We start from the raw sequence: 16,237 nt of genomic DNA, 5'->3' as shown, positions 1-16,237 counted from the left end.
ATTGCATGGGCAATAAAAGAATCTATGAATTAGCAAAAGAACTCAAAAAATCTAGTAAAGATGTCGTGGAAAAAGCACAACAACTTGGCATCGATGTGAAAAACCATATGGGTGCGATTACTAGCAGTGATGAGAAGAAATTGCAACAAGCGTTCAAAAACCCAAGCACGAAACAACAAGCTGCACAACAAGCAAGCAGAAAACCAGCCAATCAACAGCCGAACGATCAACGTAAAAAAGAAGCAACAAATAATCAACAAAAAAATAAAAATAACCGCAGTTATCAAGATCGCGGTCAAGGGAGCGGTCAAGTGAATCAAGGAAAAAAACCAACAACAAACCAAAATAATACGGGGAATACTAGCAGTCAAAATCGTCCAGGAACGAGCCAAGGCGGCAATCAAAACCGTACCAACAACAAACCAAACAATAACAATCGCGGCAAATTTAATAATAACAACCGTAATCGTTATAATAAAAAGGGTAAAAAAGGCAAACAGCAACAATCAACTAAGCCAGCTGTACCACCACGCAAATTCCGTGAATTGCCAGATGTATTAGAGTATACTGAAGGCATGAACGTAGCAGACATCGCGAAAAAAATTCATCGTGAGCCAGCAGAAATCATTAAAAAATTATTTATGCTTGGCGTCATGGTCAATCAAAACCAAGCACTGGATAAAGATACGATTGAACTGTTAGCCACGGACTATGGTATGGAACCACAAGAAAAAGTCCAAGTTGATATTGCAGATATCGATAAATTCTTCGAGTCAGAAGAAGTTGATCCAGACAAATTAGTCTCACGTCCGCCAGTAGTAACGATTATGGGACACGTAGACCACGGGAAAACAACCTTATTGGATACATTGCGCCATTCACGTGTAACAAGCGGCGAAGCCGGCGGAATCACACAGCATATCGGTGCCTATCAGATTGATATTGATGGCAAACCAATCACTTTCTTGGATACACCAGGACATGCGGCCTTTACAAGTATGCGTGCACGTGGAGCAAGTATCACAGATATCACGATTTTAGTTGTCGCTGCAGATGACGGTGTCATGCCGCAAACCGTTGAAGCAATCAACCATGCCAAAGCAGCAGGCGTTCCAATTATCGTCGCTGTAAACAAAATTGATAAACCAGGTGCAAACCCTCAACATGTTATGCAAGAATTAAGTGAGTATGAGTTAATTCCTGAAGCATGGGGTGGCGAAACGATCTTTGTTGAGATCTCAGCGAAATTCGGCCAAAACATCGAAGAATTGCTGGAAATGATCCTGTTAGTCGCAGAAGTAGAAGATTTAAAAGCAGATCCAACACAACGCGCAATCGGAACAGTGATCGAAGCACGTCTTGATAAAGGTAAAGGTCCTGTGTCAACCTTACTTGTCCAAGAAGGAACACTTCATGTGGGTGACCCAATCGTTGTCGGTAATACTTACGGACGTGTCCGTGTAATGACAAACGATCTTGGCCGTCGCGATAAAGAAGCAGGACCTGCAACGCCAGTAGAAATCACTGGCTTGAATGATGTACCTCAAGCAGGTGACCGTTTCGTAGTCTTCGAAGACGAAAAGACAGCACGTGCAGCGGGTGAAGAACGCGCAAAACGTGCATTATTGGAAAACCGTGCTGCAAGCAGCCGTGTAACCTTGGACAACTTGTTTGAAAGCTTGAAAGAAGGCGAGTTGAAAGAAGTTAACGTCATTATCAAAGCCGACGTTCAAGGTTCAGCAGAAGCATTAGCTGCCTCGCTGAAAAAAATCGAAGTTGAAGGCGTACGTGTGAAAATCGTCCATTCAGCGGTAGGTGCAATCAATGAAAGTGACGTAACACTTGCAGCAGCAAGTAATGCAATCATCATTGGATTTAACGTCCGTCCTACACCTCAAGCAAAAGCGCAAGCAGAAGCTGAAGAAGTAGACATTCGTTTACACCGTATCATTTACAAAGCTATTGATGAAATCGAAACAGCGATGAAAGGAATGCTAGATCCTGAATTTGAAGAAAAAATCACTGGTCAAATGATTGTACGTGAAACATTCAAAGTATCCAAAGTCGGCACGATCGCTGGTGCTTATGTAACAGAAGGCTATATCCGCAGAGACAGCGGTGTCCGTGTGATTCGTGACGGTATCGTTATCTACGAAGGCCAATTGGCAAGTTTGAAACGTTTCAAAGATGACGTAAAAGAAGTCAAAATGGGCTATGAATGCGGTGCTATGATTGAAAAATTCAATGACATCAAAGTAGATGACGTAATTGAAGGATTTATCATGGAAGAAGTCAAAAATGACTAAAAACTGATAAAAGGAGGCCAATCATTATGGCTAACTATCGTGACCGCCGAGTCGGTCAAGAAATCTTAAAAGAAGTCAATGCGATCCTACGTAAAAAAGTAAGAGATCCTCGTGTGCAAGATGTAACGATCACTGATGTACACGTAACAGGCGATCTTCAACAAGCAACAATCTATTACAGCATCCTTTCTGATTTAGCATCTGAAAAGAAAAAAGCACAAGAAGGATTGGATAAAGCATCAGGATTGATTCGTCGAGAGCTAGGGCACAATCTAAGTATTTACAAAACACCTGAGTTGTCCTTTGAATTAGATGAATCAGTTGTCTATGGCAACCATATCGATGAATTACTTCGTGACTTGAACAAAGACTAATCAAAAAATCCTGCAAATCCTGTGAAATCAGGGGTTGCGGGATTTTTTTGTTTTCATTAAGACGTATTACTTAAGAGTTCCATGACTTTAGTCTTGCGGCGTGTCAGTTAACCAAAAAAGAGAAAAAGAAAAGTAAAAAATTCGACTTTCTTTTTTCTATAGTATATAAATTTTTGCATATAGATAAAGATCAAGATACCGATGACGGAAGCTAGATTGTAATCCATTGTAGTGACAGTCAGGTTATATAGCCAAGTAACTAGAAGATCAGTGGAACCTGCACCATAAAAGTTTGAATTTGTCGGTCTGCCACCAGTTAAAAGAAAAATCACGTTGGAGTTATTGACAAGATATAAAATCCAAGCAAATGAACAGAAGTGCTTATTAGGTTTCAATTAGGAGTATCTGCGCTAGAATAAGAGTAATAATGAAAAGGAGTGTTACGTATGGATTATTCTAGTAAAGAATACTTTGATAAAATGACGGCTTGGTGGCGTGCTGCCAATTATCTTTCTGTCGGGCAAATTTATCTTAAAGATAATCCCTTACTGAGACGTACATTGAAACCAGAAGATGTCAAAAAACATCCAATCGGTCATTGGGGAACGATTCCTGGCCAAAATTTTATTTATGTCCATTTGAACCGAGTCATCAATAAATATGATTTGAACATGTTTTATATCGAAGGGCCAGGACACGGCGGACAAGTCATGGTATCGAATGCTTATTTAGATGGAAGTTACACAGAGATCTATCCAGAAGTAACGGAAGATGAGACAGGAATGCAAAAATTATTCAAGCGATTTTCATTTCCTGGAGGCATTGCTTCTCATGCAGCACCAGAAACACCAGGTTCTATCCATGAAGGGGGAGAGCTTGGATACTCTCTTTCACATGGAGTCGGAGCTGTATTAGACAATCCTGAAGTAATCTCTGCTGTCGTGATTGGTGATGGTGAAGCAGAAACCGGTCCTTTAGCTGGAAGCTGGTTCTCAAATGTCTTTATCAATCCGGTGATAGATGGAGCTGTTTTACCAATCCTTCATTTAAATGGTGCTAAAATAGCCAACCCAACGATCTTGGCACGTAAATCAGATGAAGAATTAGCAAATTACTTTAACGGACTTGGCTGGGAACCTTTCTTTATTGAAGGAAATGATCCAGAAAAATTAAATCCTGTTATGGCTGAAAAAATGGATCAAGCAATCGAGAAAATCAAATCCATCCAAAAAGAAGCTCGCCTGAAGACAGCGACAGACGTCGTGATGCCAAAATGGCCAGTATTGATCGTACGCACACCAAAAGGATGGACCGGTCCAGAAGAATGGGACGGGGAGCCAATTGAAGGAACCTTCCGAGCACACCAAGTACCGATTCCTGTAGATCAAGAACATATGGATCATGCAGATGCTTTACTCCGTTGGTTGAAATCCTATGAACCAGAAAAATTATTTGATGCACAAGGACGTATTTTAGAAGAAATCAGAGAAATTGCGCCCACTGGTGACCAAAGAATGGCAAAAAATTCTATCACCAATGGCGGAATCGATCCAAAACCGCTTATTATGCCAGATTGGAAAAAATATACTTTACAATTTGAACAACCGGGCTCCGTTAAAGCAGAAGATATGACCGAACTTGGTAAATTCGTTCGCGAGATCATTGAGAAAAATCCAGAAAATTTCCGTATATTTGGTCCAGATGAAACAAAATCGAACCGATTGAATCAAGTTTTCAAAACGACAAATCGCCAATGGATGGAAAAAATCGAACCAGAAAATGATGAATGGCTTTCGCCATCTGGTCGCGTCATCGACAGTCAATTATCGGAACACCAAGATGAAGGGTTCTTAGAAGGGTACGTTCTGACTGGACGGCATGGTTTTTTTGCAAGTTACGAATCATTCTTGCGAGTGGTTGACTCTATGTTGACTCAGCACTTCAAATGGATGCGGAAAACACATGACCTTTCTTGGCGAAATGATTATCCTTCGCTGAATCTCATTGCAAGCTCAACAGTCTTCCAGCAAGATCACAATGGATATAGCCACCAAGATCCAGGAATATTGACACATTTGGCAGAAAAGAAGGCGGAGTTCATCCGTGAATATCTGCCTGCGGATGCAAATACATTGCTCGCAGTCATGGATAAAGCATTCCGCTCGTCAGAAAAAATCAATTTGATCATCTCTTCCAAACATCCGCGTGCTCAATTTTACTCAGCAGAAGAAGCAGCCGTCTTAGTGAATGAAGGCTTGAAAATCATTGATTGGGCTTCGACAGCAAAAGAGGAGGAACCTGAATTGGTCATTGCTGCTGCAGGAACGGAATCTAACTTAGAAGCATTAGCAGCTGTGACTTTGCTGCTGGAAGAATTCCCAAAACTAAAAATCCGGTTCATCAATGTTGTAGATTTATTGAAATTACGTCATCCAAGTCAAGATCCGCGTGGGTTGAGCGATGAAGAATTTGACCAATATTTTACAAAAGACAAACCGATCTTATTTGCTTTCCACGGTTATGAAACATTGGTCCGCACGATTTTCTTTGATCGTCATAACCATCATTTAATGATTCATGGCTACAAAGAAAACGGAGATATCACGACACCATTTGACATGCGTGTGGTAAATGAACTTGACCGTTATCATTTGGCAAAAGATGCAGCTTTAAAAATCAAAGGAAGTCAAGCAGAAGATTTTGCAAAAAAAATGGATCAGAAATTACAAGAACATCAAAACTATATTCGTGAAAATGGTATTGATCTGCCAGAAGTATTGGATTGGAAATGGAAAAATCTTGACCAATAAAGTGATAAAATCAACCCCGAAAAACAGATTTTTTTACATTGATCAAGAAACTGAAAAAATAAATAAAAAAAACGGAAAAAAGACTGGAAGAATGACCAGTCTTTTTTTCGTTTTTGGGAAGTGAGAACCAATCTATTTACCTGTAAGCCACCCATAAATCCAATCAAATGGTGCAAAGAAAAAATCTTCCATTCTATTCCCTCCTTTAAAAAAAGCATAACATGGTTTCTATTTACATGAGCATGAATTTTGTTACGTTTTTATTGCCGAAAAATAAAAACCGTTCATTATGATGTCAAATTCGTCAGTAATAGATGCAATGTGTTATAATAATTCAGTTAAATCAAAAATGAAATGGAGAAAAGACATGGACGGGTTATTACCTTTATGGAAAGAACGCGGAATGACAAGTCATGATTGCGTATTCAAATTAAGAAAAATCTTACATACGAAAAAAATCGGACATGGGGGTACGCTTGACCCGGATGTAGACGGTGTATTGCCTATTTGTATCGGAAAAGCCACAAAAGTTATCGAATATTTGACTGATTCTGGGAAAATCTATGTGGGCGAGATGACTCTAGGTTTCAGTACAACGACGGAAGATCGATCCGGAGAACGAGTAGAAACAAAACCAGTGGATATGTCTTTATCTGAAGAAAAAATAGATGAAGTGATGGCTTCATTTATTGGTGAGATCACCCAGATACCGCCAATGTACTCAGCGGTAAAAGTAAACGGTAAACGGTTATATGAATATGCACGGAATAATGAACCAGTGGAGCGGCCTGTTAGAAAGGCTCAAATTTACCGTTTTATCCGAACAAGTGAACTGACAAGAGACGAAGTGGCAGGAACCATTTCTTGGCGTTTCGAAGTAGAATGCGGGAAAGGAACCTATGTCCGTACATTAGCTGTGGATACAGGAAAGAAACTTGGTTACCCTGCACACATGTCTGATCTCACTCGAACAGCAAGTGCCGGTATGACCCAAAAAGAAGCGTTAACATTAGAAGAAGTAGCTCAAGCTGTAGAAAACGGTACAATCGATGAGTATTTGCTGCCAATTGAAAAAGGAGTGGAACGATTCAAACGAGTAGATATTACTGATGAGGTATGGCAGAAAGTAAAAAACGGTATGAGACTTTATTATACTGTATTTGCGCTCCCAGAAATGCCTTCAGAGGAAATTGCCTTGTTTTATAAAGAAAAAGTCGTAAGTATCTACCAGCCAAACCCGAAAGAAAAAAATAAACTAAAACCTAGTAAAGTATTGAGAAATGAGGAATAACGAATGAATATCATCAAGATCAGACATCCTTACCAACCAGAACAAATTCCAGAAGACGATGTCGTTTTAGTACTGGGATTTTTCGACGGCGTGCATATCGGACACCAGAAAGTCATAAAGACAGGTATGGAAATTGCACAAAAAGAAGGATTGAAATTAGCATTGATGACTTTCAATCAACATCCATCGATTGTTTTTAAGAAGATCGATCCTAGCAGTGTGAAGTATTTGACTAGCCTGAAGCAAAAAGAAGAAAAAATGGCAGCTTTGGGTATCGATTATTTATATGAAGTCGATTTTACTTCTTCTTTTGCTCATTTAGCGCCACAAGAGTTTGTTGATCAATATATCGTAGGATTACATGCGAAATATGCTGTTTCCGGTTTTGATTACACCTATGGACCAAAAGACATTGCAGATGTCGCTCATTTTCCTGAATATGCTAAGGGAAGATTCAAAATCGTCACAGTCTCTAAAGAAGAAGAACAAGGCGAAAAAATCAGCTCTACACGTATTCGAGGATTGCTAGACAGCGGTCAAGTAAAAGAAGCGGCAAAACTATTAGGTTGCATATACGAGGTGGAAGGGGTAGTTGTTCATGGCGATGCACGAGGCAGATTATTAGGATTCCCTACAGCAAATGTCAAAGTAAAGAGCACAGTCCATTTACCTAAAGAAGGTGTTTATGTATCGGAAATAAAAATTGGGGAAACTTGGTATCCAGCCATGGGTTCAATTGGACATAACGATACATTCGGTGAAGGACGGGAGCTGACTGTAGAGCTGTATATTTTGGACTTTAATCAAGATATCTATGGCGAGCACGTCAAAGTCCGTTGGAATCAATTTTTAAGAGATCAAGTGAAATTTTCAAGTGCAGAGGAATTGATCGAACAACTCAAGGAGGATGAACAAGCAACAGCTGAATATTTTTCTCAGCAATAAAATAATGTCCGTGAGAGCTAATCTTTATGCATAACTAGCAATTACAACGAAATGGTTGATAAATAAGTGCATGAAAGGGCTGTGGCAAAAGTCTTGTCACAGCCCTTTTTCCGAATAAACGATGTTCCAGAAGTAGCTTCTTCGGAAATAAGCCGAAATTTCACAAAATTTGAAAAGCAATTTTCGTCAATTCCTTCTTATTTCTTGAAGCTGACCACTTCTGTCACAACCTCTTTCTTTATAAAAATAGAAGGATGCTGCCAATTGATGAAAACGATTACTAGAGCGTATCATTTGCTTTAGACTATATATATTGGTGTACACTCACTTTAAGGCGGAAATAAAAGTTATCCGTAATAACAGGTTTAGGTATAAAAAAGGAGTGGGTACTATGTATAAGGAATTAGAAAACAAAGTCGCAGTAGTAACTGGCGGCTCAAAAGGGATTGGAACAGCGATTGCTCAACGATTCGGGAAAGAAAAAATGAATGTAGTCGTCAACTATAATTCGGATAAAGAAGGGGCAGAAAAAGCAGTCAAAGCAATCGAAGAAGCAGGCGGAAAAGCAGTCTCTGTACAAGCAGATGTCAGTTCTGAAGAAGGAATACAGCGTTTACTTGATACGGCTTTAGAAAATTTTGGGACACTGAACATTTGGGTTAATAATGCTGGGATGGAAAATCAGCATCCGACCCATGAACTTAGCCTTGAAGATTGGGAAAGAGTATTAAAAGTCAATTTGACTGGCGTTTTTATCGGAACGAAAGCAGCTTTGAATTATTTTACAGAGAATGATAAAAAAGGAAATATCATCAATATGTCTTCTGTTCATGAACAAATCCCATGGCCAACATTTGCTCATTACGCTGCTTCAAAAGGCGGAGTAAAATTATTTACCGAAACGGTAGCAATGGAGTACGCACCTAAGGGAATCAGAATCAATAGTATAGGACCTGGCGCTATCCGTACACCTATTAATGCGGCAAAATTTGATGATCCTGAACAAAAAGAACTCTTGGAAAGTATGATCCCACTAGGACGCGTAGGTGAACCAAAAGAAATAGCAGCGGCAGCTGCATGGTTGGCTTCAGACGAATCCAGTTATGTTACAGGTATTACACTATTTGCAGATGGTGGGATGACTTTATATCCTTCTTTCCAAGGTGGAAAAGGATAAGGGTGAATAAAAATGGGTTTATTGATTGCATTGATCCCGGCAGTTGGGTGGGGGATCCAGCCACTGATTTTGAAAAAGATTGGCGGCAGACCAACAAATGAGATATTAGGAACTGGTATTGGAGCGGTGCTCGTTGGCTTACTCGTTCAATTATTCGCTTCTCCAGCTGGTATTTCAGTGACTACATTTTTGATTAGTTTACTTTCTGGTGCATTTTGGGTTATTGGACAAACAGGACAGTATACATCTTTCAACTTGATTGGTGTTTCTAAAACGATGCCTATCACGACTGCATTACAGTTAGTCGGAACCTCGTTGATTGGTGTCTTCGCTTTTGGAGAATGGTCTGGAAGTATGGGGAAAATCATTGGTGCAGCAGCGATCATTCTTCTTGTATTTGGTTCTGCTTTAACGGCAATCAGTGATGATCCTGGAAAAAAAGGCGGTATCACAAAAGGAATCAGTCTATTAGCATCAACAAGTATTGGTTATTGGGTTTACAGTGCATTGCCCAAACTAGTTGATGCAAGCGGACTTTCCATTTTCTTTCCGCAAATGATCGGTGTCTTTTTAGGGGCAGTTATTTATGTGATTTTCCGAAAACCAACTGCATTTTCTGAAGATAAGAGTTGGAAAGCAACAATAGTTGGAGCCATCTTCAGTGTGTCAGCGTTGGCTTATATTTTTTCAGCGAATGAAAATGGGGTTGCTACTGCATATATCATTACACAGCTAAACGTAGTTATCTCTACATTAGGCGGTATGTACATCCTGCATGAAAATAAGACACCAAAAGAAAAAAAATTAACGATTATCGGCTTGTTGCTGATCGTAGTAGGAAGTATGGTCACGGTCTTTATTTGAGGATAAAGAGAGCAAAAGAATACTTATAAAAAGTGCTAGAATTTCCAACACCATTGGAAATTCTAGCACTTTTAATCGTTTAAGAAACAAGTGAAATATCTGTCTGCATCAATAATTTTCCATGAAAAATTGGGCAAACAAAATTGAAAAGGTAACTGATCGAAAGTTTAAACGAGATTCTGCCAAAAATACTGCTGGAAATGTGTATAGCTACAAAGTATTTACAGAAACTGATCTAGAAGATTTTCAGCAGCTCATTTTATTGAGAGAAGAAAACATCCCTTTAGAAGAAGCTATGAAAAAAGTATTTATGTCTGAACGTGAGAAGAAGAAACGGGAAGAGATTTTACTTTCAAAATTGGAATACGAAGAGAATAAAAGAGATATGAAAGAATTAATCACATTGACCAAAAATCTCTTACATGAAAATACAAAGTTCCGAGAAAGGCTACTAAAATTGGAGGATAAACTCTTAAATGATTGAAGAAATAATAAGATTAGTGCCGATCATTGCATTCTTTATATGGGTTTTTTTGCATGTCTTTTTTATAAAAAAATTATTTCAAATACAAAAAACGATCTTGGATAGAATTATACCAAAATCGTTTGAAGATGAAAACAAAATCTTTTATGTGGGAAGTATCAGTTGGATTGTTTTTACAATTGTCTGGTTGTTTGGAGCTATTTTATTTGGTTATTAATAGAACGGCAAATTGGCTATGTATCAGGTGGATGGATATGAATAGGTCATTAACAAATGTCAAAAAGTTTAGCTAAACGAGCAGTCGCCAGGGATTGTTGCGTCCTTCGGTCAAAGAATAGAGGGCAGCGCCTGAGCGCTCGCCCTCTATTCTTTGTAGCCGTAAGTAGTAACAAATATCCCAAGTACTGCAAGGTTTGTGTGTGGTGGGCTTGTCCCACCACACACAATCTACCCCCCTTTTTATAACATGGGGGTAGAATTTTAATTACCGCTATAAAGAGTCACGTTTAAGCCTTGTCCCACAAGGGATTGCGCGTTTTGGTTTTTGTCACATTTTTTAAGGAATCTTGTCACATTTTTGGAAGTAGGGTTTAAAACAGTGAGAGGTGTTGATTTAAAGAGATTTAGAAAAGAATTAGGTTTAAAACAAAAAGAATTAGCAGTTAAACTAGAAATCGAACGTAGTTTGATCTCTAAAATCGAATCTGGCAAACGTCTAATTTCCAAAGAGTTAGAGGCAAAAATCATTGATGTTCTCCATTTAGATGGTGGAAAAGCTACAGTAGAAGCCAAGATCGATTTTTTAAGAATTCGATTCAAAACCTTAGATGTTCAAACGATTATCGAAAAGCTGCTGCATATGGATCAAGCTTGGTTCACACATGAGTCTCGTGGATTTTATCATTATACAGAAACCTTTTCTTATGGAGCCATTCGATTGTTTCGAAATCCAGAAGATATAAATATGGGAATCATGCTGGATCTGTCTGGTGAAGGCTGTCGTCAGTTGGAAGAAATTTTTGAAGAGGATAATGACCGAAGTTGGACAGAATTTTTTCGTTCGCTGTATGAGGATGATATCTTTGGAAAAAATCTTATCGTGGATACAAAAATCACTCGGATCGATATTGCTCTGGATGAATTGATTGTTGAAGGAAAAGAAAATTTTGATCTTTACAGTCTGAAAGAAAAAATGGAGCAAGGATTAGTCCATACCACATTCAAAAATTTTGATTTTAGTGGTGGCTTTTCGTATGAAAAAGGACAAATGGTCAATAAAGGCTTGTCTCTATATTTTGGCAGTCGACAATCTCCGCTATACTTCAACTTCTATCAAAAAAGATTTTGAACTAGCACGAAAAGAAAGTCTTTCCGTAGAAGAAGCACGGAAAAAATATGAAATCAAGAATCGATATGAAATTCGGCTTTCTGACGAGAAAGCTTTTTTATTTGTCGAATATTTTTTATCCAGTGGTGAAACATTAGATTGGTTGGTCAAGGAAATAGTCAATCAATCATTAACAGTTTTTGAAATAGAAGATGGGATGCAAGTTTACTGTAAATCCTGGTATGACGTAATAGACAAAATGAAAGGTCTGAAATTGTCCGTCCAGGGAGAAAAACCATCCGTCGATAAAACGTTGCGCTGGGTCTCCAATTATCTTGCGCCTTCGCTAAAAATGCTCAAACTGATTGATCTTCGTTTAGGAACCAATGAATTGATGGAACGGATCGATTTTGCTGAATTGAAAGAAAAACACGAAGAAATGATTGAACAGGTATGTGTGAGTGCAAAAGACTTATTATTTACCAATGAAACACAAAGCAAAGTTCGTAACTACATGAAACAAGAATTTGACTTGGAAGAAGAATATCAGCTCTAAAAAAGGAGGTAAAATAGGTGGTAGAACACAAATTTATTGAAAGAATCACATGGGAAAGTTTTAGGATGAAAGAAACATTGGAAAAGGTCATTACTCGTTTATTAAACACGATGAACAAAGTGAAGGCGTTAGATGAATCGCAAGAATTGACCCTGCCATACTTGAAAAAAATAATTGAGAAAAGAGCTTCTGAAATAGATGCATGCAACAATGAAATAAAACGAATCAACTCTTTAACTTTTCTAGGGAAACAAGAAGATAATTGGCGGGATACAATTGTCTGGTCTGACTATATGAAACTAAGAAAGAAATTTCATCTGGTCGTTGAAGATTTTAAAAATTTTGTAGAGCAGTATAAATATTATACACCGCCAAACAGTGAAGGGTTGAAACAGAAAGTAATCACTATTTTGAATAAAATGGGCTATATCGTGGATGGTTACTTTGAAGGAGATTATGTCACTTGGATTGGGGTATACGCTCGTCCAGAAGATAAACCGACATATCTAGATCCGACAAATGAGAAAGAAGCATATTTACAGAATAAGCATAGAGTAGATGGATTCAAACAAGATTTTGCAGAATGGTTTGAATGGGAAATAAAAGACAATGAAATAGTCTGAAAAATAACGAATCATATATTTATAATTAAATAAAAACATAGTGAAAAATGGTTAATATTCTCTGATAAAATGACAGTAATAATAAATTTTATTGGAGATGATGGGATGAGTAGTGAGGTTTGGTCTTGGTTGATTTTTTGCTTTTGTATCAGTTTAATTAATTTAGTAGCAGTAATCATGAAAGTTAAGATAAAGTTAAAGCCGGATGATGTTTGGATCTGGAGATTTTTATCCCCAGTGACTTCAATTGCTTTTTTAGTATTACTGGGAAATACAGTTTTGATTATTTTAAATTTCCATTTTCCTCAGCAAAGTGATTTAAATTTTGAACATGCAAAAATATATCAAATAATTGGTAGTATGACTATGTTATTAGGTGCCATGTTGATCATGTTAAATTTATTCTCTTTAACTTTTTTTCATGGCTGTTATTATATTTAGCAGATACGGAAAAATAAGGTTACTGATCAGGAAATTGAGTTTAGATTTTCAAATTTTAAAGTTACTGTCTATAGTCTAGGATTTTCTTGTTTAATCATATTTTTAGCCTTACCCTATTATTTATTAGATATTTTTCAAACAGTTTTGGGTATCTCTTTTTTAGTAGTTTTTATTGAAAGAACTAATTCTCTTTTTAATACAAAAAACAAAAGAGAGAACGAACAATGAGAATAATCTTTATCAGAGTGAGAATGTTAGTTCTTGCTTTTTTCGGTGTTTATTTGAATAGCTATTAATAAGTTAAAAAAGTTTTTTCAGGATAAATGAAAATATAAAATAGAACAGGAGTGAGAAAATGCGAGACGTACGAGAAAGAATTAGTTTGATGGCTGATGAGATTTTTGAGTTGGAAATGGAAGATTTTGAAAAAAATTTTTGGACTGACTTAGAGAAAAAAGGTCTGACAGGTGAAATAGCCGTCAGATTATGGTGAAAAGATTTCATCAAATCAGAGAACTTCGATATGAAGAGCTTTTGCGAGAAGTGTGGGAAGAATATGCGTGGCGTTTAACTATTGATGAGTAACGATAATGATGAACTTTGAACAACTTGGAGAACCAATCAGATTTGGCGAATATATGGATCGTTACGAAGAAATGATTCGGCATGTGTTAAGTGAATTGTCTTTTGTAGATTTTGATGCAGAAAAAATAAAAGCTTTATTAAGAGCAGAAATGCGTAAAGCAGAAACTTCTTTTTATATCTTTTATGACCAAAATCGTAGAGAGCCTGATTATGCTTTTTTGCAGAGGAAAATTACCGAATTTGGAGTACATCGGTTAGAATTGTTTCAGCCAGAAGAAATTCTTTCCGTTGATAATTTCATTCATAAATATATTGAATTACTGAAAATTGAAAAGCTGCTGTCAGGTCTTGTTTTTGAAGAACAGGATCTTTTTTTTGTCGAAAAATATGAACGTAATCGGGCAGAGAAATACTTTGAGATGCAAGATGAATATCTTCCTGGTTACGAACAGGATCGCATTTCAGTCAACAAACACATTCAGCAGCTAGCGTACAAAAAGTTGAAAAAAGAATTTTTAGAAGACTCATTGATCCAATCATTAAGAAAAACAGAAAAGAGGTGAGAGAAGCAGTGTCGTTTTCGGAACCATTGTCGGTGATTTTAAGACGTGATTATGGATTTACGATGTTGACGGCCAGTCCGATTCAAAAAGATTATGAAGTATATGAGGAAGTTCGGGAACGTCTGAAGCGACCTGATCTGCCTTTTCGCCCCGTATTAGACGTTTGCTATGAAAGAAGAATATCGAAATATACGTATTTAATTATTGAAGGACTTTGTGTAAGAAATAAACATGGCGTTGTCCTTCGACAGGAGTATTGCTTTTATAAAGCAACTTATTTTTATGGGGATCGGGCACAAAAAATAAACATGTATTGCGAGCAATCCAATAGAAAACATGTCCTACGAGCGCTCCAACGTTTTAACTTTTTAAAAAATGAATGTATTTTAAAATAACTGTAAAGAAAGAATAAGCTTGAACATGCTACTATATAGAAAACGATTTCTAAAAGAATGTTGTCTGATGCTGTTTTTAAGAACGAGAGGAGTTCCATGTGAGTAAAAAGAATTTGAAGTTTTAGAGCTATGTTAATTTGAATGATACCAAATCTCACTGAAAATGAGGTAAATATATACTGAAAAAGGAGAAGAGATGAAGAAAAAATTACATTGGGGTGTTGTTGGTGCCACACTTATTGTGGCTGGAGGAATGGCTGTTTTTACGATCAATGAGCAAAATTATAGTAGACAAGTAGAAGCTGTGACTAGTGAATTGAGTACACACAAAAAACAATTGCTAAGAATCGAGACGGAAATGGCTGGTCTATATGCCGATGAGCATAAACAGTTTCTATCCAGTGATGTAACTCAAGCGAAGATTGATTCATTGAAGAAGACGACTGAAAAATACAAATCAGAAGCTGAATCCCATGCTAAGAAAGTAGAGACGTTAAGAAAACAAGACCAAGAAACTTGTCAAAAAGAACTAGCAGATATTACGAAGCTAGACGAGAAAATCAACGAAGTTCAAGTAATTTTTGATCAAACACAAGCAGTAAACAGTTTATTTTCAACACCTTATATCGAAAATGCTGAGATCAATGAAGAAGCAATCATTATCGATGACTTAAACAGTGAAATGATTGAAGAACAGAAAGAAAAAATTGTACTTGAAAATCTAGAAGAAAATGAGTTTACTTCAATTGTTACCCAAGCAATGGAAGCTGCTGGAAATCAACTGTCCCAAATTGAAAGAGCTCGAAAAGTAGTCGAAGAACTTTACAAAGATGGCAAGCCAACAGATAAAGTAACCAGAGAAACATTGGAATCTGCGAAAAAAGAAGTGGAACTGATCAAAAATGAAAAAGCGAGAAAGTCGTTTAATGAACCGTTAAAAGCTATTGAAGAAAAAATAACAACAGACGAAAAAGCCGAGGCTGAGCGAGTGGCTGCTGAAGAAGCCAAACGTCAAGAAGAACAAGCAGTTGCGAATCAAGCAATGAAACAAACGGAAGTACCTGAAACCCAATCTGAAGCAATTGATTCTGTAGCTTCTCCTACAACACCGAATACACCAGTTCAAAATGTAACTGAAAATATTACAGTACAACCCACAACACCCGTGGCACCGCCAGCGAATCCAGGAAGTGGTTCAAATACAGGAGGAGCCACAAGCACTCCAGGAGGCAACACGAGTGGTGGATCTGCAGGTGGAAACTCCAGTGGTTCAATAGGAGGAAGCACGACACCGATACCTATGCCAGAAGCACCGTACCCACTAGTACCTTATACCGGTAACGGTACACAATATTCAACCTTTGCAGCAGCTTCTTATGCAGGAGAAGAGAAATTACGAGACATAAATTCAAATATTAGAGGATATAATATCATTACGCAATATTGGTCAGATGGCACAGAAAAATATTATTTAGAGTTTTATTAATGAGAAGATG

The 16,237-nt window shown here is 37.5% G+C and carries 16 protein-coding genes and 1 pseudogene; 16 read left to right on the top strand and 1 reads right to left on the bottom strand.

Annotated elements, in window-relative coordinates; translation table 11 throughout:
- Nucleotides 1-5 precede the first annotated feature (5 nt).
- Nucleotides 6-2,306 carry a translation initiation factor IF-2 gene (infB, locus tag KFO35_RS00900; RefSeq protein ID WP_002314813.1) on the top strand — a complete coding sequence of 767 codons (2,301 nt, stop codon included), beginning with the start codon at nucleotides 6-8 and terminating at the stop codon, nucleotides 2,304-2,306.
- A gap of 26 nt (nucleotides 2,307-2,332) precedes the next feature.
- A complete protein-coding gene (gene rbfA / locus KFO35_RS00895; RefSeq protein WP_002308906.1) occupies nucleotides 2,333-2,680 on the top strand; it encodes a 30S ribosome-binding factor RbfA in 348 nt (115 codons plus the stop codon).
- 107 nt (nucleotides 2,681-2,787) lie between these two features.
- Here rbfA and KFO35_RS14445 read toward each other — a convergent pair whose 3' ends face one another.
- Entirely contained in the window at nucleotides 2,788-3,012 is a 225-nt protein-coding gene (locus KFO35_RS14445) for a hypothetical protein (RefSeq protein ID WP_002314814.1), read from the bottom strand.
- A 114-nt stretch (nucleotides 3,013-3,126) separates the two neighbouring features.
- Between KFO35_RS14445 and KFO35_RS00890 the strand changes: the two genes are divergently transcribed.
- The 14 genes and pseudogenes from KFO35_RS00890 to KFO35_RS00825 all read left to right on the top strand — a co-directional run bounded on the left by KFO35_RS00890 (nucleotide 3,127) and on the right by KFO35_RS00825 (nucleotide 16,227).
- On the top strand, nucleotides 3,127-5,490 hold the full coding sequence (locus tag KFO35_RS00890; RefSeq protein WP_156271828.1) for a phosphoketolase family protein: 2,364 nt from the start codon (nucleotides 3,127-3,129) through the stop codon (nucleotides 5,488-5,490).
- A 367-nt stretch (nucleotides 5,491-5,857) separates the two neighbouring features.
- A complete protein-coding gene (gene truB, locus KFO35_RS00885) occupies nucleotides 5,858-6,781 on the top strand; it encodes a tRNA pseudouridine(55) synthase TruB (protein WP_002314816.1) in 924 nt (307 codons plus the stop codon).
- Nucleotides 6,782-6,784: 3 nt separating this feature from the next.
- On the top strand, nucleotides 6,785-7,726 hold the full coding sequence (ribF, locus tag KFO35_RS00880) for a riboflavin biosynthesis protein RibF (protein ID WP_002314817.1): 942 nt from the start codon (nucleotides 6,785-6,787) through the stop codon (nucleotides 7,724-7,726).
- Between the two features lie 391 nt (nucleotides 7,727-8,117).
- Complete coding sequence (locus KFO35_RS00875; protein WP_002314819.1) at nucleotides 8,118-8,903, top strand: glucose-1-dehydrogenase; 786 nt, start codon at nucleotides 8,118-8,120, stop codon at nucleotides 8,901-8,903.
- Nucleotides 8,904-8,915: 12 nt separating this feature from the next.
- The gene (locus KFO35_RS00870) at nucleotides 8,916-9,767 is read left to right on the top strand and encodes a GRP family sugar transporter (protein WP_156271826.1); all 852 of its coding nucleotides are present in this window, start codon (nucleotides 8,916-8,918) and stop codon (nucleotides 9,765-9,767) included.
- A gap of 121 nt (nucleotides 9,768-9,888) precedes the next feature.
- On the top strand, nucleotides 9,889-10,251 hold the full coding sequence (locus KFO35_RS00865) for a hypothetical protein (RefSeq protein WP_002314820.1): 363 nt from the start codon (nucleotides 9,889-9,891) through the stop codon (nucleotides 10,249-10,251).
- A complete protein-coding gene (locus KFO35_RS00860) occupies nucleotides 10,244-10,468 on the top strand; it encodes a hypothetical protein (protein ID WP_002314821.1) in 225 nt (74 codons plus the stop codon). The genes KFO35_RS00865 and KFO35_RS00860 overlap by 8 nt, the downstream gene beginning before the upstream one ends.
- Nucleotides 10,469-10,849: 381 nt before the next feature.
- A pseudogene (locus tag KFO35_RS00855) lies at nucleotides 10,850-12,134 on the top strand (replication initiation factor domain-containing protein).
- Nucleotides 12,135-12,151: 17 nt separating this feature from the next.
- Nucleotides 12,152-12,757, top strand: a complete 606-nt coding sequence (locus KFO35_RS00850; RefSeq protein ID WP_070704993.1) for a Phi-29-like late activator — start codon at nucleotides 12,152-12,154, stop codon at nucleotides 12,755-12,757.
- Nucleotides 12,758-12,862: 105 nt separating this feature from the next.
- Nucleotides 12,863-13,198 (top strand): hypothetical protein, encoded by a 336-nt coding sequence (locus KFO35_RS00845; RefSeq protein WP_025477227.1) that lies wholly within the window; start codon nucleotides 12,863-12,865, stop codon nucleotides 13,196-13,198.
- A 355-nt stretch (nucleotides 13,199-13,553) separates the two neighbouring features.
- Nucleotides 13,554-13,691 carry a hypothetical protein gene (locus KFO35_RS14085; protein ID WP_231401902.1) on the top strand — a complete coding sequence of 46 codons (138 nt, stop codon included), beginning with the start codon at nucleotides 13,554-13,556 and terminating at the stop codon, nucleotides 13,689-13,691.
- Nucleotides 13,692-13,788: 97 nt separating this feature from the next.
- Nucleotides 13,789-14,346 carry a hypothetical protein gene (locus tag KFO35_RS00835; protein ID WP_083314233.1) on the top strand — a complete coding sequence of 186 codons (558 nt, stop codon included), beginning with the start codon at nucleotides 13,789-13,791 and terminating at the stop codon, nucleotides 14,344-14,346.
- Nucleotides 14,347-14,378: 32 nt separating this feature from the next.
- The gene (locus KFO35_RS00830) at nucleotides 14,379-14,741 is read left to right on the top strand and encodes a hypothetical protein (RefSeq protein WP_227326664.1); all 363 of its coding nucleotides are present in this window, start codon (nucleotides 14,379-14,381) and stop codon (nucleotides 14,739-14,741) included.
- Nucleotides 14,742-14,937: 196 nt separating this feature from the next.
- Nucleotides 14,938-16,227, top strand: coding sequence for a hypothetical protein (locus KFO35_RS00825; protein ID WP_156271824.1), 1,290 nt, complete (start codon nucleotides 14,938-14,940; stop codon nucleotides 16,225-16,227).
- The last annotated feature ends 10 nt before the right edge of the window (nucleotides 16,228-16,237 follow it).

This window comes from Enterococcus lactis (assembly GCF_015751045.1).
GTDB classification, from domain to species: domain Bacteria; phylum Bacillota; class Bacilli; order Lactobacillales; family Enterococcaceae; genus Enterococcus_B; species Enterococcus_B lactis.
This window is presented reverse-complemented; position numbering and strand designations above follow the sequence as displayed.